The organism is Henriciella algicola, from assembly GCF_003576245.1.
Classification (GTDB): domain Bacteria; phylum Pseudomonadota; class Alphaproteobacteria; order Caulobacterales; family Hyphomonadaceae; genus Henriciella; species Henriciella algicola.
The window spans coordinates 396,245-417,615 of sequence record NZ_QWGA01000003.1; the positions used below are offsets into that span (position 1 = coordinate 396,245).

A 21,371-nucleotide genomic window follows, 5' to 3' on the forward strand; every position below is an offset into this window, starting at 1 on the left:
TCGTCCATGAGACAGAATTTCGACGTGAAAGGCGGCCCACAGCTTGGCCGCAAGAACCTGCCGCTCCTGCGCGCTGCGATGAAAGCCCAGGGCCTCGATGGCTTCTACATCCCGCATGAGGATGAGTTCCAGAACGAGTATCTGCCAGCCTGCAATGACAGGCTGACCTGGGCGACCGGATTTACCGGGTCCGCCGGTGCAGCCATGGTGTTTCAGGACACGGCCGTCATCTTTGCTGACGGGCGCTACACGCTGCAGGTCCGCGACCAGACTGACCGCGACTTCCTTGAAATCAGCGGCCTACCCGATCCGGGCCCTTTTGGCTGGCTCGCAGGCCAGAAGCGCAAGGGCGAAACGCTCGGCTATGATGCGCGCCTGATGACGCCGAATGACCTGGCCGTTCTGGAAGAGAGCGCGAAGAAGGCTGGCGTCACGCTGAAAGCGGTCGATACCAATCCGATCGACGAAGCCTGGGACGACCGACCTGCAGAGCCGACCGAGCAGGTCGTGCCGCACGCCGTGAAACATGCCGGCGAAGAAGCCGATGACAAGCGCGAGCGGATCGCAGCGGCCCTGAAAGAAGACGGCGCGGATGCGGCGATCATCACCTCTCCGGCGTCAGTGGCATGGGCGTTCAATATTCGCGGCGGCGATGTCGCCTGCTCGCCGCTGCCGTTGTCTCGCGCCATCCTGAAAGCCGATGGCACGGCGGACCTATTCCTCGACCCGCGCAAGACCAGCGACAAGCTGCGTGAGCATCTTGGCAACAAGGTGCGCCTGCGCCCGATGGAAGAGGTTGAACCTGCGCTGGCGGAACTGTCTGGCCAGACGGTCAGCCTCGACCCGGCGCTTGCCTCTGCCTGGTTCTTTGGTGAGCTGGAGAAAGCGGGCGCGAACATCCTGCCCCAGCGAGATCCTGTCCTGCTGCCCAAGGCCTGCAAGAATGCGACGGAAATTGCCGGGACCGAAGCCGCGCATATCCGCGACGGCGCCGCGCTGACGCGTTTCCTGCACTGGCTGGACACGGACGCGCAGTCTGGCGAGGCAACCGAGATCGACGCCGCGCTGAAGCTCGAAAGCTTCCGCGAGCAGCTGGGCGACCTCAACGATCTGTCCTTCGAGACGATTTCAGGCGCCGGCCCGAACGGCGCCCTGCCCCATTACCGTGTCTCTTCGGCGTCGAACCGGAAGCTGGAGCGCGGCTCGCTCTACCTCGTCGATAGCGGCGGCCAGTATCTCGATGGCACGACCGATGTGACCCGGACAGTTCCGATTGGTGAGCCATCAGCGGACATGCGCCGGCACTATACGCTGGTTTTGAAGGGCCATATCGCGCTGGCCGATGTGCGCTTTCCGGAAGGAACGACGGGTACGCATCTCGATGCGCTGGCGCGCCACCCGCTCTGGCAGGCTGGTCTCGACTATGACCATGGCACCGGCCACGGCGTCGGCGTCTATCTCGGCGTCCATGAAGGCCCGCAGCGGATCGCAAAGCCTTGGAACAGCGTTGCGCTGCGCCCCGGCATGATTGTCTCGAATGAGCCGGGCTTCTACCGCGAAGGCCAGTACGGCATCCGGATCGAAAACCTTCAATATGTGACCGAGCCTGCCGACATTGAGGGCGGTGAGCGCAAGATGCTTGGCTTTGCGAACCTTACCTGGGCGCCGCTGGCACGGGATCTCATCGATCTTGAGCTGCTGAGCCCGGCAGAGCTAGCCTGGGTCAATCGCTATCATAATGACGTGCTGGCGAGGATTGGTCCGCTCGTCGATGGCGAGGTTCTGGACTGGCTGAACGCCCAGTGCGCGCCCCTGTCATAGGGCGCCGCTGAACATCCGATCTGATTAAAGGCCGGCGAGCTCGAGCCAGTCATCCTCTGTGATGACGCGGACACCGAGCTCCTCGGCCTTTTTCAGTTTCGAGCCCGCGCCCGGCCCGGCGACGAGAATATCGGTCTTGCCGGATACCGACCCGGACACTTTTGCGCCAAGTGCGGTCGCCCGCGATTTCGCTTCGTCGCGTGTCATCTTTTCGAGCGTGCCGGTGAAGACGATGGTCTTGCCGGACACGGCGCTGTCGCTGGCCGCGGCCTCTGCCGGTTCGATCTCGATCTCTGCGAGCAAGCCCGCCAGCATGTCCTGATTATGGCTCTCTGCGGCAAAATCCTTGAGGCTGGTGATCGCGGTCTGACCGATGCCGTCGATGGAGAGAAGGTCTGCCTCAGCCGAAGCGTCACCAGCGGCGGCTTTCTCCACGACCTGCCAGAAGCTTTCCCAGTCCAGATAGTGGCGCGCGAGCAGGCCTGACGTTATCTCGCCGACATGGCGGATGCCGAGGCCATTCAGGAAACGCTGGAAGGGCGGCTTGCGGCGCGCATCGATCGCGTCGAACAGGTTGCGGGCAGATGTGTCGCCAAAGCCTTCCCAGTCTTTAAGCGGCGGCAGGCCCTCCTCCTCAAGCCGCCTGGCGAGACGGAAAATATCCTGCGGGCCTTTGACGGCGCCGTTCGAATAGAAGAGCTCGACCTGTTTTGCGCCAAGGCCATCAATGTCGAGCGCCTTGCGGGAGACAAAGTGTTTCAGCCGTTCGACCGCTTGGGCCGGGCAGGTGAGGCCGCCCGTGCAGCGGCGGCGGACGTCTTCCTCTCCCTTGTCGTCGATCTCGCGCACGGCAGCTGAGCCGCATTCGGGACAGGTTTGCGGGAATTTGTAAGGCGGGGCCCGGTCTTCGCCGGGGTCGACCACGCCGAGCACTTGCGGGATGACGTCCCCTGCCCTCTGGATCTCGACCATGTCGCCGGGACGCACATCAAGGCGGGCGATCTCATCCTCATTGTGCAGGGTGGCATTGGAGACCACGACGCCGCCAACCGTGACAGGTGCGAGGCGCGCGACAGGGGTCAGCGTCCCAGTGCGGCCGACCTGAATTTCGATGGCTTCGAGTTTGGTGACCGCTCGCTCTGCCGGGAATTTGTGAGCAATGGCCCAGCGCGGAAAGCGCGAGACAAAACCGAGCCTCTCCTGCCAATCCAGCCGGTCGACCTTGTAGACGACCCCGTCAATGTCATAGCCGAGCATGGCGCGGCGCTCTGCCATGTTTGCATAGGCGCCGAGCAAGCCTTTGACGTCCTGATACGGTTTGAAGAGGTCGTTGGTGATGAAGCCCCAGTCCTGCAGCTTTGCGACGGCGTCTGTCTGGGTGTCCGCGAACTTTTCGGACGCTTCGCCCCATGCATAGGCAAAGAAGCGCAACGGGCGCGACCGGGTTATGGCGACATCGAGCTGGCGGAGGCTACCTGCGGCGGCATTCCGCGGATTGGCGAAGACCTTCTTGCCTGCGTCTTCCTGGGCGGCGTTGAGTGCCTTGAAGGCCTCGCCTTCCATGTAGACCTCACCGCGGATCTCGATGCGCGCAGGCCAACCTGAACCAGCCAGCTTTGCGGGAATATCATCAATGGTACGCGCGTTGGCGGTGACGTCTTCGCCGACCTGCCCATTACCCCGCGTTGCCGCGCGAACAAGCTCGCCATCCTGATAGGTGAGGTTCAACGACAGTCCGTCGATCTTGGGCTCAGCCGTGATGGTGAGCGCTTCATCGGCATCCAGACCAAGGAAGCGGCGGATACGGCCAACGAACTCCTCGACATCCTCATCAGAGAACGCGTTGTCGAGTGAGAGCATGGGGACGCCATGCTCGACCTTGCTGAAGGCTTCGGAGACTTCGGCACCGACCCGGTCGCTCGGACTGTCCTTGCGTTTCAGGTGCGGGAAGGCAGCTTCCACGTCACTGTTTCGCTGGCGAAGTGCGTCGTATTCCGCATCGCTTAGATGCGGATCGTCTTCCTTGTAATAGGCCGCATCGGCGAGCTTTATCTCGATCGCAAGGCGGGCAAGCTCGCGCTTTGCTTCAGCCTCGCTCAGGTCTCCAGCCGGTTTCTGCGAACTCATACATCTTCAAGGAGCCTCGTTGCTGCGGCCCTTGCCTCCTCGGTGACCTTGCTACCTGAGAGCATGCGGGCAATTTCCTCATGTCTCTGGCTGGCATCTAGACCGGTGAGGTGGGTTTCGCCAAGGCCATTCCCCTTCACGCCCTGCTTGGTCACCAGCCACTGGCTGGACGCCGATGCAGCAACCTGTGGACTGTGCGTGATGGCGAAGACCTGACGGCTGTCAGCAAGGCGGGCGAGACGCTCACCAATGGCCGCTGCGACGGCGCCGCCGACGCCCTGGTCAGCTTCGTCGAAGACGAGGACAGGCACTTGCGTGCTCTCAGCGAGGACGCACTGAAGCGCCAGTGAGAAACGCGCCAGTTCGCCGCCGGACGCAATCTGGCGAAGCGGGCCAAAGCCTGCGCCCGGATTGGTTTCAACCTCGAACTCGGCCTTCTCACGGCCAGCGCGGCCGGACTGAGAATCAGAGATCTCATCGAAGCGAACCTTCACCCTGGTCCGCTCAAGCTTCAGCGGTTTGAGTTCCGCTGCAATCGAGGTTTCGAGGCGCTTGGCAGCGGCCTTACGGGCCTTTGTCAGGCGATCGGCTGCCGTACGCCAACGGGCAGCGGCGGCCTGCTCTTCTGAGCGGGCTTTCTTGAGCGAGCCGTCGGGCGCATCGCAAAGCTCGAGCTTCTGGCGGGTTTCCTCCCAGAAGGCGGGCAGCTCATCGGCATCGACGCTGTATTTGCGCGAGGCTGTCCGCAGCGCCACGATACGCTGCTCGACCCGCTCCAGTGCGTCGGGGTCGTGCACAGCGGCAAGACCGAGGCTTTCCAGCGCGGCGCTCGCTTCGCCTGCCTCTATAAGCGCGCGGTCAAGCGCTTCGGCGGCGGCGCGGGCGGCTTTGGAAAGATCGCTCTCCATCGTATCAAGTCCATCAATACGCAGGATGCGTTCGGCCGAGCGGCTGGCCTGCGCGAGGACCGTCTCAACATCGCCCGCCTGAAAGGCCTCGAAGGCTTCGGTCGCAGATTCTGCGATCTTTTCAGACTGCATGAGGATGCCGCGTTCGGCGCTCAGCCTGTCAAACTCACCCTTTTCGGGGGCCAGCGTGTCGAGCGCCTCTACCGTCTCAGCAAGCCAGGCATGCTCTTCTTCAGCTTCAGCGAGCTTTGCCTCAAGGGCCTCTCGCGAATCGCGGGCGCTCTCATAGTCATCCCAGCTTTGCGCACACGCCTCGATCAGGTCCTCATTGCCCGCATAAGTGTCGAGCAGGGCGCGGTGATTGGCTGGCTTCATCAGCGTCGAGGCCGAATGCTGGCCGTGAATTTCGACGAGGAGTTCCCCGAGCTGGGACAGCAAGCCCGCGCTGACCGGCTGGTCGTTCACAAAGGCACGTGCAGGGCCCTTGGCAGAGAGGATGCGCTTCAGCGTCAGCGTCTCGTCGGCGGACGCCTCAACGCCGGCATCGGAGAGAATTGGCCAGACGGGGCTATCAGCCTCCAGCGCGAATTCCGCGAGGATGCTCGCCTGATCCGCGCCCTTGCGGACCAGCTTCTTGGACGCCGCGCCGCCAAGCACAAGGCCAAGCGCGTCAAGGATGATGGATTTACCCGCACCGGTTTCCCCGGTCAGGGCGGTGAAGCCATCGGCCGACTCAATGTCGAGACGCTCGATGAGCAGGAAGGATCGAATCGAGAGCGCAGTGATCATGCGCCCTCAATATCATCAGAACAAAGTGAGAACAAGCATGTTCTCTCTACGTTCTTACCAAGGCGTGATGCGCCCGAGCCAGCTTTCGCCGCTCGCCTGTTGCTGACCGCCATTGCTGCCACCTTCGACGAGATCGTAGCTGGCGCGATACCATTGGCTGTCTGGATAATTGTACTGGAGCACTGAGGCCGCCGCCACAGCTTCGCCGCGAAGGCCGAGCGAGAGATAAGCCTCAACGAGGCGGTGCAGGGCTTCTGGCGTGTGCGTCGTCGTGTCGTAATCGTCGACCACTTTCTTGAAGCGGTTCACAGCGGCGAGATGCTGGTTGCGGCGAAGATACCAGCGGCCGATTTCCATTTCCTTGCCTGCGAGCTGGTCGCTGACCATGTCGAGCTTCAGCTGCGCGTCACGCGCATAGTCGGTGGTCGGGAAGCGGCGAACAACATCGTTCAGCGCGTCGCGCGCCAGTTCGGTCGTGCGCTGGTCGCGGCCAACGTCGACGATCTGCTGGAAGTAGCTGAGCGCAATGAGGTGATAGGCATACGGGGCGCCCTCTCCTGCCGGGTTCAGCGAGAGATAGCGCTGCGCGGTGCCGATCGCATCGTCGTAGCGACGCGAACGATAGGAGGCGTAAGCTGCCATAAGCGTGGCGCGGCGGGCCCATTCCGAATATGGGTGCTGGCGCTCAACCTCGTTGAAGAGTTCGATTGCGCTGATGTAGTCGCTGTCGTCCATCTCGTCGGCAGCAGCGTTGTAGAGCGCCTCGACCGGGCGTTCGACATAGGCAAGCTCTCGCGCTTGCCGGTTCGAGCTGCATGCAGCAAGAGCCAGGGTCATGATTGCGACGGAGCCAATGAGCGAAAGCTTCATAACAGATACCGGTTTCTCAACAGACTTTGCCGCACTTTGCCGCTGGCAGGCAGCTTGTAAAGTCATTGCCTACAGGAACAGCCAGGTGAATTCCTAGTTATTATGTTGTATGAATACATATCGACCTATGTTGATGCCAGTACGAGGGATTTCGTGCCGCCGCCTACAAGGCAATAAATTATGACACAGGGACTATCAGATTTCACCGCATCGGATGTCGACACACTTGTTGGCGAGCGCATCCGTAAACGACGAATCCTTGCTGGTCTGACGCAGGATCAGCTTGGTGAAGCCCTGGGCGTCTCCTATCAGCAGATCCAGAAATACGAGACTGGTGCAAACCGTGTCAGCGCGGGCCGTCTTTACCTGCTCGCTGAGCGTCTTAACGTGGCGCCGGGCTGGTTCTTCGAAGGGCTGACGGACATTGACGCACAATCGGGTGACGAATTGGATGCGTCTTCGCGCTTCGCAATCGAATGTGTGCGCAGCCTGACGCGTATCCGCGACGAGAAGGTTCGCGCTTCTATCCTCAACATGGTGCGTGCGCTGGCCGATTCCGAGCTTGCCGGTGAGGCGAAGTCCGCCCCAGTTGAAGAGCGACCGCGTCCGCGCGCTGACTAGCGCTACTTTCCGGGCACCGCTCAGATCTTACGAATATTTCGAGTTAGCCGCCTAGCGGGCCGCTGAGGCGCGCGCGGTGACCTTGGCTTCGACCTCAGCCTCATCTGTTTCCCAGCACCAGGCGTCTGGCGCATCGATGAGCGCGCGAACGAGCTTGTTGTTCAGTGCATGGCCAGGCTGGCGAGCCTCATAGACGCCGGCGATTGGCGCACCAGCCAGCATCAGGTCACCCACCGCATCAAGAATCTTGTGGCGCACGAACTCATCGCTTGCGCGCAGGCCTTCCGGATTGACGATGGAGTCGCCATCGAGAACCACCGCATTGTCGAGCGAGCCACCCCGGGCAAGGCCCATGGATTTCAGCTTCTCGACATCCTGCGCAAAACCAAAGGTACGGGCGAAGGCGATGTCACGCGCGAACATGCCCGGGAGCATGCGCAGCGACATTTGCTGGGTGCCGATGGCGCGGCTCTCAAACTCAATCTTTGCGTGGATCGAAAGATAATTGTCGGCCGACGGGCTAAGACGGGCGGTCTTGATGCCGTCAGTGACCTGAACCTCTTCGAGGATGCGGATACGGCGGCGAAGAGCCCGCTGTTCGCGCAGGCCCGCAGCCATCATCAGCTCGCAATAGACCGATGAGGAGCCGTCCATGATTGGCACTTCAGGCCCGTCGATTTCGATAATGAGATTGTCGACACCCACGCCAGCGCAGGCTGCCAGCAGATGCTCCACCGTTGCGACGGACTGGCCCGCTTCATTGGTGAGCGTCGTGCCAAGCTGGACTTCGGTCACAAAATCGCCGCGCGCGATGATATCCTCGCAGCCTTCAATATCCATACGGCGGAAACGGATACCCGTGCCCGCAGCAGCCGGTTTCATCACGATACGCGCACGCGCGCCGGAGTGCACACCGACGCCGGCACAGACGACCGGATGGCTGATGGTTTGCTGATACTGAACGCGACTCATGAAGACCTCATCTCTCAGGGTCCTATGAAGGCGATCGGGCGCAAAGATTCAAAACAAGGAATATGTCGCAATATTACAAAAAAACAGAGCGCTCCCGGTTGGAAGCGCTCTGTCTGTCCTGTTGGCTTTCCTGACGCCTAGCGATTTGCCGAGCGGCGGAGGAAGGCCGGAATTTCAAGGTCGGTATCGTCGAACGAAGCTGGCGCCGTGAATTTGTCACGCGCTGGCGCGGCTGGCTCATCTTCGATTTCGTCGACGGGATGGTCGTCATTGTTCTGCGAAGACAGTTTTGGCCAGCCGAAAAGGTTGCCGAAACCGGCCTTGCCTTCTGAGCCAGAGCGACCGCGGGACTTGCCGCCTCCGAACACCTGATCGGCGCTGACCTGGTCATTGCCAGACACACTTTCGCGCTCTGCAGCTGGCAGGCTACGGCTGACGAAGTCAGGACGCGTGTCTGCTTCAAACACGTCGTCTTCACCAAGATCGTTAATCACGACGCGCGGGCGCTCTTCGATCTCGACCTCTTCTTCTGCGATGCTGACATCGCTTTCAGCGAGCTCGATCTCAGCTTCGACAGGCTCTGCCTCGATCCGCTGTGGCTCAACCGGCGCGGCGCTGATTGATGCTTCGCGGACTGGCTCTTCATAGATGCGGGCCTCGGAGTCGATGCCAGCAGCAACGACGGAGACGCGAAGCTTGCCTTCAAGCTCTGGGTCGAAGGTCGAGCCGAGAATGATGTGCGCGTCAGGGTCTACCTGCTTGCGGATTTCGTTGGCTGCCTCGTCGACTTCGAACAGCGTCATGTCGTAGCCGCCGGTGATGCTGATCAGAACGCCGCGGGCGCCCTTCATCGAGACGTCGTCGAGAAGTGGATTGTCGATAGCAGCGCGGGCAGCTTCGAGCGCGCGGCCTTCGCCTTCGCTCTCGCCCATGCCCATCATCGCAGCGCCCATACCCTTCATGATTGTACGGACGTCGGCAAAGTCGAGGTTGATCAGGCCAGGCATGACCATGAGATCGGTGATGCCGCGAACGCCGGAATAAAGAACGTCGTCAGCCATGCGGAAGGCGTCCGCAAAGGTGGTGCGCTCATTGGCAACGCGGAAGAGGTTCTGGTTCGGCACGACGATCATGGTGTCGATCGCCTTGCGCATCTCGGTGAGACCATCTTCGGCGATGGTCATGCGGCGATTGCCTTCGAAGCTGAATGGCTTGGTAACGACGCCGACCGTCAGGATGCCGCGCTCATGGGCGGCGCGCGCAATCACAGGTGCTGCGCCGGTGCCCGTGCCGCCGCCAAGGCCAGCAGCGATGAAGACCATGTGCGCGCCTTCGAGGCACTTGCTAATCTCTTCGATCGACTCTTCAGCGGAGGCTGCGCCGACTTCCGGCTTTGCGCCTGCGCCAAGGCCTGCGGTCACTTCAGGACCAAGCTGGATGCGGGTTTCGCATTTCGATCGCTCGAGCGCCTGAGCATCCGTATTCGCGACAACGAACTCAACACCTTGCAGGTTCGCCTCGATCATATTGTCGACTGCGTTGCCGCCAGCCCCGCCCACACCGAACACGACGAGCCGCGGCTTGAGTTCTTGAGTCATGAAAAATCCGCCTTTGCCAATCTACCTATAGAGGTTTGTAGGCGCAGACTGCCTGCGTCACACTAAGAGAGGGTTAAGGGATTCTGTCTCGCTGTTAAAAATTTTCATGCAGCCAGCGAAAGAAACTGTTCATTTTACCCCGTTTTGCGGGCCCTGACCCCTGTGCAGATGCCCCGCTGGCGGTCGAGACGTCTGCAAAGCCGCGTGATTCGTATGACAACAGCCCTGCGGCGGTCGAAAAAACAGGGCTGGCATGTGATTCGCCAAGGACGTCGGCGTCGACTGGCTTGCCGAGGCGGACCGGCTGGCCAAGGACGCGGGAGGCGACATCGCGCACACCCGGCAGGAGGCTGCCGCCACCTGTAAGGACCGTGCGGCGCGGCATGATCTTGGCGAGCTCGCTCTTGCCGATGAGCTTGGCGGCATATTCGAAGGTTTCCTCAATGCGAGGTGCAATGAGGCCGGTCAGCTCGCCGCGCGTCATGTGATGGGCGGCAAGACGTCCATCATCGCCGAGGCGGGCTACTTCGACTTTCTCAGTAAGGCCAGTGCCGGTCGTGTCGGCGTGGCCGTAAATCGTCTTCATGCGCTCTGCGGCGGCGAAGGTCGTGCCAATGCCCTGTGCGAGGTCGCCCGTCACTTTGGCGCCGCCTGCAGGTACGACGCCGAGCCAGGCCGGCACGCCGTTCACGAAAGCGCAGGCAGTGGTCACGCCAGAGCCCATGTCGATACAGATCGCGCCATTCTCAATTTCATCATCGATCAGCGTACCGGCGGCGCTGGCAAGCGCAGACGGGATGAGGCGGTCGACGTTGAGGTGCGCGCGGCCAACGCATTCTACCAGATTGCGGACAAGCGATTGCGGCGCCGAAACGACGGACAGGAGGACAGACAGTTTGCTGCCGATCATGCCGATCGGGTCGCTGATGCCTTCCTGCTCATCCAGTTTGTAGAGGACCGGATGCGCGGTCAGGATTTCACGCTGCTTGGCGTCGATCTTGGCGAGGGCCTGACCGTGCAGCTTCTTGAGGTCCTTGGCGGTGACTTCGCGTCCGCCGATATCATTGAGAGCGCCAACGAACTCACAGGCGACCTGCGCACCGGTGACGCCCAACGTGACCGAATCAATCCGCTCGCCCGCCTGACGTTCGGCGTCCTCAACAGCGAGGCGCACAGACCGCTCCAGCGCCTCCATGTCGGTGATAGAGCCATCCTTGAAACCGCGCGCCTGCTGACGCCCGCCGCCGAGAAACGCGAACCCGGCTTTCGCCTCTGGATCAAAACGCCCGATCAGGCAGGTAATCTTCGAGCTGCCAATATCCAGCGAAGCGATAGGCTGGCCGACTTTTGCGGCGCGGGATGGTTTCAAGCGGAGGTCTGCCTTGGCCATGGTCAGCTTTCTGCAGCGGTGCCGGACGCACCCTGTTCATCGAGAGGTTCAAGAAATGTGCGCCCGGCGACCCGAAGGTCGATGCGCGCAAGCGAGCGTTGGGAAAGATCGGTAGAGGTTTCGAGCGCGATGAGTTCATCAGTCGCGCGCATGACGCTGGCGTCTGCCGGGAGCCGGATCAGCAGTCCGTCGCGGAGCTTTACGTCCCAGCGGCGGCGCGACACGCGCTCTGCATAGGATACGCGCTCGCTCACGCTTCCAGCGCGCGCCAGAAACTGAAGAAGTGCTGGCACGCCCTCAGGCGCATCGACGCCGGTGAGCAGAACAAGTTCACTATAATCCTTGGCCGATAAGCCTTCCATGATCTGTCCGGTGCTGTCGACAACCTGCTGGCCTTCGCCATCGAACCAGATGGCACTGGCCTTTGCAGGCGAGGCATTGATCAGGATCTGGTTTGGCCAGAGCCGGTAGACATGCGCACTCGTCACCTGCCCGGTCGCGAGGACCTGACGGCGGATTTCATGCGGGTCGGCGCGGAACATGTTGTCGCCGGGCGCCACGCCCGACATCTGCTGAACGAGGCTGGCGCGGCGAACATCATCGCCAAGGCCGGTGATCTGCACGTCCTGGACAGCAAAGCCGAGGCCGACGGCGGCGCTATCGAAAGCATTGCCGACACCGTCGCCAACCTTGGACATCGAGCCGCCCAGCAGGGCTGCGCCTGCCACGATGAGGGCGACCACCATGACGAAACCCGTCAGGACGGAGGTAAGGTCTGCACGCGCAGGTTCGACAGGCACCGGCGCAGGCGCACGCTTGCGCGGCTGCGGCCGGGCGCGCTGGCCCTGCTTTGGCTGACCTTTCACCTTCGGCATGAAGCATCCTCGATCATCCAGGCGACGAGCGCCTCGAAGGTCATGCCCGTATAGGCGGCCTGCTCAGGAACGAGCGAGGTAGGTGTCATGCCTGGCTGGGTATTGGTTTCCAGGATCACGAGCCGGTCCTTCTTCTCGTCAAATCGAAAGTCTGATCGCGACACCCCCCGGCAACCGAGAGCCTGATGCGCTTTCAGCGCTGCTTCCAGAGCCCTTTTCGTTACCGGTTCCGGAATGTCTGCAGGCACCACATGACGCGATCCACCAGCTGCGTATTTTGCATCAAAATCGTAAAACTCTCTTAATGTCGTGATCTCTGTGACGGCGAGCGCCCGGTCGCCGATAACGGCCACGGTCAGCTCGCGGCCGGGGATGTATTCCTCGGCCATGAGATTGTCGCCATAGGCCCATTCATCCGACAGGAGCAGCTGCGAAGGCCCGTTATTTTCCTCACGGACAAAGACGACGCCGAAGCTCGAGCCTTCGTTAACAGGCTTGATGACGTAAGGCGGCTTTATCGGGTGGGCGCGGGCCGCCTCTGCGCGCGTGACGGCGACATCGTCGGCCACGTCGAGGCCTGCCTGCTTGTAGACGGCCTTGGATTTACGCTTGTCCATCGCAATCGCTGACGCGGTCACGCCGGAATGCGTGTAGGGAATGGCGAGAATCTCAAAGAGGCCCTGCACGCAGCCGTCCTCACCCCAGGGGCCATGCAGACCGTTGAGGATCACATCCGGCTTTTCAGCTGCGATCTGGCTTGCGAGGTCGCGGCTAGCGTCAATGCCGACAGCGTCATAGCCGGCCGCCTGCGCGGCGCGCAGCATCTGCTCGCCCGAAGACAGGGACACTTCCCGCTCAGAGGACCAGCCCCCATAGACGACTGCAACGCGCTTCATGATTTGACCTCCAGACAGAAAATTGGCCCGCATGCTTGCTGGCCTGACCTGCGACTCAAACACGTAGCAGCCGAGAAATTAAGGCAGTCCTTCAATTCAGCTGAACTTGCTGCATCCCACGCCGTCAGGTGGCACCGATCCGGGCCCGAGTTGTCGAAGCGCCCGAATTACAAATGCGTAAGTTGCGCTAAAACGCATTCCATACGACTACAAATGTAGTTGTATCGATAAACAATATCTGATACGCGACATTCGATAATAATAAGCGTAGAGATAACGGAAACGCCCTCATGAAACTCAAACTCCACCTGCTTGCGGGAACGATGATGCTTGCCTGCCTTTCAGGCCACGCACAGACACAGGAAAGCGACCCACAGGCGCAGGCAGCGCGAACCTACACACTGCCCGATTTCGAGCAGTATTCGCCAAACACCGCGCTCGACATGGTGACGCGGATCCCCGGCTTCTCCATCCGCAATGGCGACTTGTCAGAACGCGGCCTCGGTCAGGCCGATGGCAATGTGCTGATCAATGGGCGGCGCATCTCTAGCAAGTCACTGACGCCCCGCGATGCGCTCGCCCGCATCCCTGCCACCAATGTGGAAAAGATCGAGATCGTCGATGGCGCGACGCTTAACGTGCCGGGCCTGTCCGGGCAGGTCGCCAACATTACGGCCAAGGTGAATGGTGTCTCGGGCACGTGGGACTGGCGGGCGCGGTTTCGCGACAATCTTCCCCCCTACTATCATGGCGGCAGCGTATCGGTGACCGGGCAGCAGAACACGCTGGGCTGGACGCTTGGCCTGACAAGCGAGCCGATACGGGGCGGCGCTTCGGGGCCGGAATTCGTGCGTGACGCCAATCGCAACCTGATCGAGACCCGCGACGAACGCGTCACTAATATCGGCAATAGCGCAGGCGTTTCTGGCGCGCTGGAATGGACACCGCTCAATGGGTCGGTCGGCAACCTCAATGCCGAGTACAATATCTTCCAGATCGATGCTGAGGAGACGTCGAACCGGTTTCCGGTCGCTGGTCAGCCGAGCATCCGCCAGTTCGCAAACTCCGAAGATGAGTGGAATAGCGAAATCAGCGGCGACTATGAGTTCGATCTCGGCCCCGGCCGCCTGAAGACGATCGGTCTTTGGCGCTTTGAGCACAGCCCCTTCATCTCAAGTGTCCGCACGACTGAGGCAGATGGCACGCTGAGCGAACGCTCCATCTTCGAGCAGACGGTCGATGAAGGCGAAAGCATCCTGCGCAGTGAATACAACTGGGCGCCGAGCGAGACAGTGGACTGGCAGATTGCCGGTGAGGCGGCTTTCAACTTCCTTGAAGCCGAAGCTGACCTGCAGGCGCTTGATGCCACGGGCGCGCTGGTCCGCGTTCCGCTGACCAATGCCAATTCGCGCGTCGAGGAGAAGCGGCTCGACGCCTCCATCACCCACGGCCGCAAGCTTTCAGAAGATCTCTCGGTGCAGGCCTCATTCGGCATGGAGTATTCCGAGCTCAGTCAGTCAGGCGGGGCGGCGCAGACGCGCAGCTTTACGCGTCCGAAGGGCTTTGTCTCCGCCGCGTGGACAGTGAATGAGCGCCTGACGATCAATGCGCGGGCCGCACGCGAAGTGGGCCAGCTCAACTTCTTCGACTTCATCTCATCGGTGAACGTCAATGCGGGCAATGGCAATCAGGGCAATCCGGACATCGTCCCGCAGCAGAGCTGGAAAGGCGAGGTCTCATTCGACCGCGACTTCGGCGCTGCCGGTGCACACACGATGAAGGTCTACTACGAGGCCATCGAGGACATTGTGGATCGCGTCCCTTTTGGCCCGAATGCCGAAGGCCCCGGCAATCTGGACCAGGCCACGCGCTACGGCATCGCGACCAATGGTACGTTCAAGTTCGCGCCTGTCGGCGTTGAAGGCCTCCAGCTCGAGTATGAGCTTGAAGTGCGCCAGTCCGAACTGGACGATCCGCTAACGGGCGAAACACGCCGCATCAATGATGACCTGATGCTGGGCGGCTTCTTTGAGCTTCGCTACGACATTCCAAAGACAGACTGGGCGCTCGGCTTTGGCGGGGAACGCTACGACAATGCGCCTTTCGTTCGGCTCGATGAGCGCCAGCTGTTCGAGCTCCGGCCGATCTACACCTTCCTCTATGTCGAGCACAAAGACATTTTCGGCATGACCGGGAAGGTCGAGTGGTTCAACGTGACCGATGGCGATGAGCAGTTCACGCGGCAGGTCTATACGCCCCGGCGCGATGGTAGCCTTCTCTTCAGCGAAGACAGGAGCTGGAGCGCCGGGCCGATCCTGACCGTGTCGCTGCGAGGGACGTTCTAGGCCTTCGCCTGGATGCGGCCGATGCGTCGGATTTCCCAGCGAAGGTCCACACCGGTCACATCCAGCACGCGGGCGCGCACCAGCTCCCCAAGCGCTTCAATGTCTGCCGCGGTGGCGTCATCGGTATTGATGAGAAAGTTGCAGTGCTTCTCGGATACCTGCGCGCCGCCAACCTTCAGGCCCCGGCAGCCCGCCGCATCGATCAGCTTCCAGCTGGAGCGCTGGTCTGGCGTGCCGGGCGGGTCCGGATTGGCGAAGGTGGAACCGCCCGTCTTGTCCTTGATCGGCTGGGTCTCGGCGCGCCGGGCCTGATGCTCTTCGATCTCGGCCTGAAGCGCTTCCGGGTCGCCGTCGCCCGAGCCGGTCAGCAGGATGCCAGTCACGATGACATCGTCAGGGAAATTGGTGTGGCGGTAGGAAAACTCGATCTTCGGGTCGCCATACTGGGCGATCTCGGCTTCGAAGCGGACTTTCTCACCGGACCGCGTGATGCCTTCAATCTGGTTGGCGACGTCCTTCAGCTCGCGGCCATAGCAGCCTGCATTGGTACGCACCGCGCCGCCGATGGAGCCGGGGATACCAGAGAAGAAGGTGAGCCCAGAAATGCCGTGCTTTGCCGAAGCCTTGGCGACAGCAAGATCAAGCGCGCCAGCGCGTGCGAAAAGGGAATGTGAGCCGGCCGGTTCAACACTGCCCCAATAGCCGCCCATCAGCCGGATCGTGACGCCTTCAATGCCGCCATCCCGGATGATGGAGTTTGAGGCGACACCCATGAAGTGAACGGGCACCTCGGCCGGCAGCACTCTCAGAAAGTCTGCAAGATCATCCTCATCCTTTGGCAGGAAGAGCGCGTCGGCCGGCCCGCCAACCCGAAACCAGGTATAGGGCGCCAGCGGCTGATCCAGCAGCAGCTTGCCGCGCACGTCGGGCAGGTCATCGCGCCAGTCTGCCATCTATTCGGCAAGCTTCCCGGCGAGCGCATTGGCATGCGTGGTGATATCGCCAGCGCCAAGGCAGACGACGAGGTCTCCCGGGCGGGCAATCTCGCGGATGGTCGCTGGAAGGTCGTCCAGAGATGTGAGGGCGCGCGTGTCGGCATGCCCTTTCGCGTTGATCGCATCAACGAGCGCGGTGTGGCTCGCCCCGTCGATCGGGTCTTCACCAGCTGCATAGACGGGCGCGATGAACGCGATGTCGGCGTCGTGGAAACAGCCGGAGAAATCCTTGAAGAGATCGTGCAGGCGGGAATAGCGGTGCGGCTGGGCGACCGCAATGACGCGGTTGTCCCCCTGCATGGCACGGGCCGCCTTCAGGACGGCTGCGATCTCCACCGGGTGATGGCCATAATCGTCGATGATGCGGACACCATTCCATTCACCGGCAGGGGTGAAGCGACGTTTCACGCCGCCGAAATTCTTGAAGCTGGTGCGGATCTGGTCGGGCGTTGCGCCAAGCTCCAGCGCGACGGTGATGGCGGCGAGGGCGTTGGAGACATTGTGGTCGCCCGCCATGGGCAGACGAACGCCTTCAATCGAGGACACGCCAATGCCGAGACGCTCACGTAGGACGACATCGAAAGTCACGCCGCCCGGATCGGATTCAAGATTGGTCGCGCGGACATCTGCCTGACGGTTGAACCCGTAGGTCAGGATGCGCCGGTCAGACACGCGTGCCACCATGGCGGAGACTTCCGGATGATCGGTGCACAGGACGCCATATCCATAGAACGGGATGTTCTTCACATAGGTGTCGAAGGCCGAACGCAGCGCCTCCATGGAGCCGTAATGCTCCATATGTTCGGGGTCCATATTGGTCACGATCGCGATGGTCGGGCGCAGCTTTGTGAAGGTGCCGTCGCTCTCATCAGCCTCCAGCACGATCCAGTCGCCATTCCCCGCCTTGGCGTTGGAGCCATAGGCGTTGATGATGCCGCCATTGATAACGGTCGGGTCGATTCCTGCGCCATCGAGGAGTGCGGCGACCATCGTCGTCGTCGTGGTCTTGCCGTGCGTGCCTGCGACGGCAACCGTCCATTTCAGGCGGATGATCTCTGCCAGCATGTCGGCGCGGCGCACCACGGGAATGGCTGACTCACGCGCGGCGACGACTTCCGGATTGTCTGCCTTGATGGCCGAAGAAATGATGACCGCCCCTGACCCGATCACATTCTGCGGCTTGTGGCCGATATGGACGGTCGCGCCTTTGGCGCGCAGACGCTCCACATTGGCGCTGTCTTTCACGTCGGAGCCTTGGACCTTGTAGCCGAGATTGATCATGATCTCGGCGATGCCCGACATGCCAATACCGCCTATGCCAACAAGGTGGGCCGGACCGAGATCAAAGGGCGAAGGTTTGTTTGGCATGAATGTTCTGACTTCGTAGGGCATGGAAAATGGGTCCTCCGCAGTAACGTGTGGAGGCCAGACTAGGCAAGCGCGAGCATGCGGAGATGGCTGCGACGCGGCAATTTAGGGGCAATCCGTCGGGGGAGATCAGAGGTTGGCTGCCTCTATGGCGAGGTCTGCGAGGTCCTGCGCCGCAGTGACCGTGCCAGCGTCCTTCGCCCGCATGGCGCGCGCCTGTAGCTCTTCGCCGTTTTCCAACCGCACCTTGATGAGTTCACCGAGGAGGTTCGGATAGAGATTGTCCTCAAGCACCACATCGGCAGCATCGACATCGACGAGGGCCTCAGCGTTTGCGGCCTGATGGTCATCCATCGCGATCTTGAGCGGGATCAGGATGGACGGGCGCCCGACAGCGGAAATCTCGCTGACCGTGCCCGCGCCGGAGCGCGCAATGATCAGATGCGCGGCTGCAAGGCGTTCCGGCATGTCGGCGAAGAAGGGGCGCAGCTCGTGGCGCAGGCCGACCTCTTCATAGATGGCGCTGACCTCATCGAGCTGTTCTTCGCGCACCTGCTGGACGATGTTGAGGCGTGCGCGGAGCGGCGCCGGCGTGTGAAACGCAATGGCGAGCGGGATGATCTGGCCGAGGATACGGGCGCCCTGGCTGCCACCGGTGATGAAGATATTGAGGTCCCCGCTGGTCGGCGGGAATGGTGCATCGCGCATCGCCGCAATCGGCGCGCGGACAGGGTTGCCGACCGGCTCGTGGCGCACGCCCGCGGGCAGCTTGTCGAGGCGTGGGAAGCCTGAGGCAACGAATACGGCTTTTGACGCAAACTGGCGGTTTACCCGGCCAAGAACCGCGTTTTGCTCATGGACGATGATGGGCACTTTGCACCGGCGCGCGGCGCTGAGAGCTGGAAAAGCCGGATAGCCCCCGAAACCTGCGACAAGCGCAGGCTTTCTGGACTTCATCAGACGGTTGGCCCGGCCGATGCCGCGCCAGATTTTCAAGGCAGTAGATGGCAGCGTCCAGGGCTTGCGGACATTCGGGCTGGCGGCGGCGACTTCTTCCTTCCAGTCGGCTGGAAAGCTGCCGGCATATGAGAGCCCGCGCGCATCGCTGATCAGGCCGACCTGCCAGCCGCGAGATCGCATCTCTTCGGCGAAGGCTGCAGCCGGGAACATGTGTCCGCCCGTGCCGCCGGCGGCGATAATCACGAGGGGTTTGTCAGCCATGTCGACCTCTCGTCCCAAGGCTCTGGCGGCGGATCAAGGCGAGCGCGAGGCCTAGCGTTAGGGCAATTCCCAGCATGGATGAGCCACCATAGGAAATGAAAGGAAGCGTCATCCCCTTTGGCGGAATAAGGCTGACATTCACCGCGATATTGATGGCCGCCTGCAAGGCAAACAGGGTGAAGAGGCCGGAGGCAGCGGCACGCGGATAAGGGTCATGCAGGCGCGAGGCCGCGCGCAGACCTCGCCAGCAGATATAGCCGTAGAGGCCGATCACCAGAAGCGCAGCGACATAGCCGAACTCTTCGCCAAGGACGGCATAGATGAAGTCGGTATGGGCATCCGGTAGGCTGGATTTCACTGTCCCTTCACCCGGCCCGGCGCCCAGCAGCCCGCCGCGTGAGATCGCTTCGGACGCCTTGTCGATCTGGTAGGTGTCGTAGTCGGACGGGTTGATGAAACTGTTCACCCGGTAGCGCACGTGCGGCAGCAGCGCATAGAGCGCGCCGCTGAGCGTCACGCCGCCCGCGAAGAAGGCCGCCGCCCAACGCCAGGGCAGGCCAGACACGAAGAATGTCGCGATGAAGGCCGCTGTAATTAGCGCCGACTGACCAACATCCGGCTGGAGCAGCAAAAGGCCAAGGACGACGACATAGAAGACTAGCGCGACGACCGCCCAGGGCCCGTCCGGAAAGAGACGCCGCTGCGCGAGGAGCCAGCCGATCAGCACGATCAGGACGGGTTTCACAAATTCGGACGGCTGGAGCGTGAAGCCTGCGATATTGACCCAGCGCTCTGCCCCCTTCGCCTCATGGCCGATCAACATGATGGCCGCGAGCAGGACGAGCGATCCGGCAAAGATCAGTGCAGATACCCGGCGCACCCAGACACGCGTCATCATGCTTGCCGCGATGAGCACAACCGATGCGCCAGCTGCGAAGATGCAGTGGCGTTTCACGAAATGATATGGGTCTGAATAACCGAGGCGCTCAGCAGCTGGCGGCCCCGCCGCCAGCGACAGCATCAGGCCGAGACCGAGCAGCGTGAAGGATGCCGCCATGATGCGCCAGTCCACGCTGAGGCGCCATTCGGTGATGATCGAACGCTCAGAGCGCGGGACGATCACCGTGCTGCCGACCGAGACCGTCATGCCGATTCTCGCATGACCGGGCGGAGGGCATCCCCGCCAAGTGTTTCGACCGCCTCACGGAAGGCCTGTCCGCGCGCCTCGAAATCCTTGAACTGGTCAAAGCTCGCACAGGCCGGTGAGAGCAGCACGATCGGGTTTTCCTCACCCGACGCCTTTGCGTCTTCGAGGGCGCGGGCGACTGCCTTGTCCAACGTGCCACAGCTTTCATGGGCGGCCTTGCCGTCGAGCGTGCGCGCAAATTCATCAGCCGCTTCACCGACGAGATAGGCTTTGGCGACACGGTCCATGAGCGGCATGAGCGGCTCGATACCGCCCGCTTTGGGCTGGCCACCAGCGATCCAGTAGACGCGCGGATATGCCCGAAGCGCCTGCTCTGCAGCCTGGGCGTTGGTGGCCTTGGAATCGTTGACGAAGCGCACGCCATCGATCTCTCCGACCTGCTCCATGCGGTGCGCAAGTCCCGGAAAGGTCAGGATGGCGCCGAAGATACGGCCGGGGTCGAGCCCGAGTGCGCGGCAAGAGGCATAGGCGGCGGCTGCATTCTGCCAGTTATGGCGGCCGGGAAGCGTCGCGGAATCGCCGAGGTCACCGACGCGAACGGCATTGTTGGCGAGGCTATCGAAAAGCTTGCCATCGACCGCGCTGACGCCGCGCCCTAGCGCAAACTCTGACGAGATGCGCGCCAGACGCATTTCGCCGCTGCCAGCGAGACCCATGGCGATGGCTTGCGTGTAGTGGTCGTCAATCCCGATGACCGCCGTATCGCCACGCCCCTGATTGCGGAAGATCCGCTTCTTGGCGGTGACATAGCCGTCCATATCGCCGTGCCGGTCCAGATGGTCTGGCGACATGTTCAGGAGGACCGACACGTCGCAATGCAGGCTCTTGGTCAGGTCGAGCTGATAGGATGAGAGCTCAAGCACATAGTAGCCGTTCGCCGACAGCGCCGGCAGGTCGAGAACCCCGGTACCAATATTGCCGCCCACATGAACGTCGAGGCCGCACTCTTTCAGGATGTGGCCGATAAGAGCGGTCGTCGTGGACTTTCCGTTGGTGCCCGTAATGCCGATGATCTTCGGGCGGCCACGTTCCGGTAGTGACTGAACTGCGCGCGCGAAAAGCTCCATATCGCCAACGACCGGGACATTCGTCATCTGCGCAAGGCGCACGAGACGGTGTGGCTGCGGGTGTGTCAGCGGTATTCCGGGAGACAGGACGAGCGCTGCGAAGTTCTGCCAGTCGCGCTTGTTTAGATCCGAGACCGGGATGCCTTCAGCTTCGGCCTTGGCCCGCGATGCCTCATTATCATCCCAGGCGTGAACCTTTGCCTTACCGGCTTTCAGAGCGCGCGCAGCCGCAAGGCCAGTCCGGCCAAGGCCGTACACCGCAACGTCTCTTCCAGCATATTCGGTAATCGGGATCATAAGG

Annotated in this window: 16 protein-coding genes; 3 read left to right on the forward strand and 13 right to left on the reverse strand. The window is 61.8% G+C overall.

Annotated elements, in window-relative coordinates; translation table 11 throughout:
• The first annotated feature begins 6 nt into the window (after window positions 1-6).
• On the forward strand, window positions 7-1,821 hold the full coding sequence (locus D1222_RS02440) for an aminopeptidase P family protein (RefSeq protein ID WP_119452644.1): 1,815 nt from the start codon (window positions 7-9) through the stop codon (window positions 1,819-1,821).
• A gap of 24 nt (window positions 1,822-1,845) precedes the next feature.
• Here the strand turns inward: D1222_RS02440 and ligA are convergent, their stop codons facing one another.
• Genes ligA through D1222_RS02455 form a run of 3 tightly spaced genes read right to left on the reverse strand, consistent with a single transcriptional unit; the run spans window position 1,846 to window position 6,515 of the window.
• Window positions 1,846-3,948, reverse strand: a complete 2,103-nt coding sequence (gene ligA, locus D1222_RS02445; RefSeq protein ID WP_119452645.1) for an NAD-dependent DNA ligase LigA — start codon at window positions 3,946-3,948, stop codon at window positions 1,846-1,848.
• Entirely contained in the window at window positions 3,945-5,645 is a 1,701-nt protein-coding gene (recN, locus tag D1222_RS02450; protein WP_119452646.1) for a DNA repair protein RecN, read from the reverse strand. The genes ligA and recN overlap by 4 nt, the downstream gene beginning before the upstream one ends.
• 54 nt (window positions 5,646-5,699) lie before the next feature.
• Window positions 5,700-6,515 carry an outer membrane protein assembly factor BamD gene (locus tag D1222_RS02455; RefSeq protein WP_119452647.1) on the reverse strand — a complete coding sequence of 272 codons (816 nt, stop codon included), beginning with the start codon at window positions 6,513-6,515 and terminating at the stop codon, window positions 5,700-5,702.
• 180 nt (window positions 6,516-6,695) lie between these two features.
• On the opposite strand from D1222_RS02455, the gene D1222_RS02460 reads away from it, so the two are divergent.
• Window positions 6,696-7,136 (forward strand): helix-turn-helix domain-containing protein, encoded by a 441-nt coding sequence (locus tag D1222_RS02460; RefSeq protein WP_119452648.1) that lies wholly within the window; start codon window positions 6,696-6,698, stop codon window positions 7,134-7,136.
• A 51-nt stretch (window positions 7,137-7,187) separates the two neighbouring features.
• Here the strand turns inward: D1222_RS02460 and lpxC are convergent, their stop codons facing one another.
• The 5 genes from lpxC to D1222_RS02485 all read right to left on the reverse strand — a co-directional run bounded on the left by lpxC (window position 7,188) and on the right by D1222_RS02485 (window position 12,867).
• Complete coding sequence (lpxC, locus tag D1222_RS02465) at window positions 7,188-8,108, reverse strand: UDP-3-O-acyl-N-acetylglucosamine deacetylase (protein ID WP_119452649.1); 921 nt, start codon at window positions 8,106-8,108, stop codon at window positions 7,188-7,190.
• 137 nt (window positions 8,109-8,245) lie between these two features.
• On the reverse strand, window positions 8,246-9,706 hold the full coding sequence (ftsZ, locus tag D1222_RS02470) for a cell division protein FtsZ (protein WP_119452650.1): 1,461 nt from the start codon (window positions 9,704-9,706) through the stop codon (window positions 8,246-8,248).
• 94 nt (window positions 9,707-9,800) lie between these two features.
• Window positions 9,801-11,096, reverse strand: coding sequence for a cell division protein FtsA (gene ftsA, locus D1222_RS02475; RefSeq protein ID WP_119452651.1), 1,296 nt, complete (start codon window positions 11,094-11,096; stop codon window positions 9,801-9,803).
• Window positions 11,097-11,098: 2 nt separating this feature from the next.
• Window positions 11,099-11,971 (reverse strand): cell division protein FtsQ/DivIB, encoded by an 873-nt coding sequence (locus tag D1222_RS02480; protein ID WP_119452652.1) that lies wholly within the window; start codon window positions 11,969-11,971, stop codon window positions 11,099-11,101.
• Window positions 11,959-12,867 carry a D-alanine--D-alanine ligase gene (locus tag D1222_RS02485; protein ID WP_119452653.1) on the reverse strand — a complete coding sequence of 303 codons (909 nt, stop codon included), beginning with the start codon at window positions 12,865-12,867 and terminating at the stop codon, window positions 11,959-11,961. Before D1222_RS02485 ends, D1222_RS02480 begins: the two co-directional genes overlap by 13 nt.
• Before the next feature lie 290 nt (window positions 12,868-13,157).
• Between D1222_RS02485 and D1222_RS02490 the strand changes: the two genes are divergently transcribed.
• Window positions 13,158-15,212: a TonB-dependent receptor plug domain-containing protein gene (locus D1222_RS02490; protein ID WP_119452654.1), complete on the forward strand. Its 2,055-nt coding sequence runs from the start codon at window positions 13,158-13,160 to the stop codon at window positions 15,210-15,212.
• Here the strand turns inward: D1222_RS02490 and murB are convergent.
• The 5 genes from murB to murD all read right to left on the reverse strand — a co-directional run bounded on the left by murB (window position 15,209) and on the right by murD (window position 21,367).
• Window positions 15,209-16,165 (reverse strand): UDP-N-acetylmuramate dehydrogenase, encoded by a 957-nt coding sequence (murB, locus tag D1222_RS02495; protein ID WP_119452655.1) that lies wholly within the window; start codon window positions 16,163-16,165, stop codon window positions 15,209-15,211. The two genes, D1222_RS02490 and murB, sit on opposite strands and share 4 nt — an antisense overlap.
• Window positions 16,166-17,575 (reverse strand): UDP-N-acetylmuramate--L-alanine ligase, encoded by a 1,410-nt coding sequence (gene murC / locus D1222_RS02500; RefSeq protein ID WP_182481845.1) that lies wholly within the window; start codon window positions 17,573-17,575, stop codon window positions 16,166-16,168.
• Window positions 17,576-17,704: 129 nt separating this feature from the next.
• Window positions 17,705-18,796 carry an undecaprenyldiphospho-muramoylpentapeptide beta-N-acetylglucosaminyltransferase gene (gene murG, locus D1222_RS02505; RefSeq protein ID WP_119452657.1) on the reverse strand — a complete coding sequence of 364 codons (1,092 nt, stop codon included), beginning with the start codon at window positions 18,794-18,796 and terminating at the stop codon, window positions 17,705-17,707.
• Entirely contained in the window at window positions 18,789-19,943 is a 1,155-nt protein-coding gene (locus D1222_RS02510) for an FtsW/RodA/SpoVE family cell cycle protein (RefSeq protein WP_119452658.1), read from the reverse strand. The genes murG and D1222_RS02510 overlap by 8 nt, the downstream gene beginning before the upstream one ends.
• On the reverse strand, window positions 19,940-21,367 hold the full coding sequence (murD, locus tag D1222_RS02515; RefSeq protein ID WP_119452659.1) for a UDP-N-acetylmuramoyl-L-alanine--D-glutamate ligase: 1,428 nt from the start codon (window positions 21,365-21,367) through the stop codon (window positions 19,940-19,942). Before murD ends, D1222_RS02510 begins: the two co-directional genes overlap by 4 nt.
• Window positions 21,368-21,371 lie beyond the last annotated feature (4 nt).

Coding starts and splice junctions, on each gene's coding strand:
- D1222_RS02440 (WP_119452644.1), top strand. CDS start 7: ATGAGACAGAATTTCGACGTGAAAGGCGGCCCACAGCTTGGCCGCAAG.
- ligA (WP_119452645.1), bottom strand. CDS start 3,948: ATGAGTTCGCAGAAACCGGCTGGAGACCTGAGCGAGGCTGAAGCAAAG.
- recN (WP_119452646.1), bottom strand. CDS start 5,645: ATGATCACTGCGCTCTCGATTCGATCCTTCCTGCTCATCGAGCGTCTC.
- D1222_RS02455 (WP_119452647.1), bottom strand. CDS start 6,515: ATGAAGCTTTCGCTCATTGGCTCCGTCGCAATCATGACCCTGGCTCTT.
- D1222_RS02460 (WP_119452648.1), top strand. CDS start 6,696: ATGACACAGGGACTATCAGATTTCACCGCATCGGATGTCGACACACTT.
- lpxC (WP_119452649.1), bottom strand. CDS start 8,108: ATGAGTCGCGTTCAGTATCAGCAAACCATCAGCCATCCGGTCGTCTGT.
- ftsZ (WP_119452650.1), bottom strand. CDS start 9,706: ATGACTCAAGAACTCAAGCCGCGGCTCGTCGTGTTCGGTGTGGGCGGG.
- ftsA (WP_119452651.1), bottom strand. CDS start 11,096: ATGGCCAAGGCAGACCTCCGCTTGAAACCATCCCGCGCCGCAAAAGTC.
- D1222_RS02480 (WP_119452652.1), bottom strand. CDS start 11,971: ATGCCGAAGGTGAAAGGTCAGCCAAAGCAGGGCCAGCGCGCCCGGCCG.
- D1222_RS02485 (WP_119452653.1), bottom strand. CDS start 12,867: ATGAAGCGCGTTGCAGTCGTCTATGGGGGCTGGTCCTCTGAGCGGGAA.
- D1222_RS02490 (WP_119452654.1), top strand. CDS start 13,158: ATGAAACTCAAACTCCACCTGCTTGCGGGAACGATGATGCTTGCCTGC.
- murB (WP_119452655.1), bottom strand. CDS start 16,165: ATGGCAGACTGGCGCGATGACCTGCCCGACGTGCGCGGCAAGCTGCTG.
- murC (WP_182481845.1), bottom strand. CDS start 17,575: ATGCCAAACAAACCTTCGCCCTTTGATCTCGGTCCGGCCCACCTTGTT.
- murG (WP_119452657.1), bottom strand. CDS start 18,796: ATGGCTGACAAACCCCTCGTGATTATCGCCGCCGGCGGCACGGGCGGA.
- D1222_RS02510 (WP_119452658.1), bottom strand. CDS start 19,943: ATGACGGTCTCGGTCGGCAGCACGGTGATCGTCCCGCGCTCTGAGCGT.
- murD (WP_119452659.1), bottom strand. CDS start 21,367: ATGATCCCGATTACCGAATATGCTGGAAGAGACGTTGCGGTGTACGGC.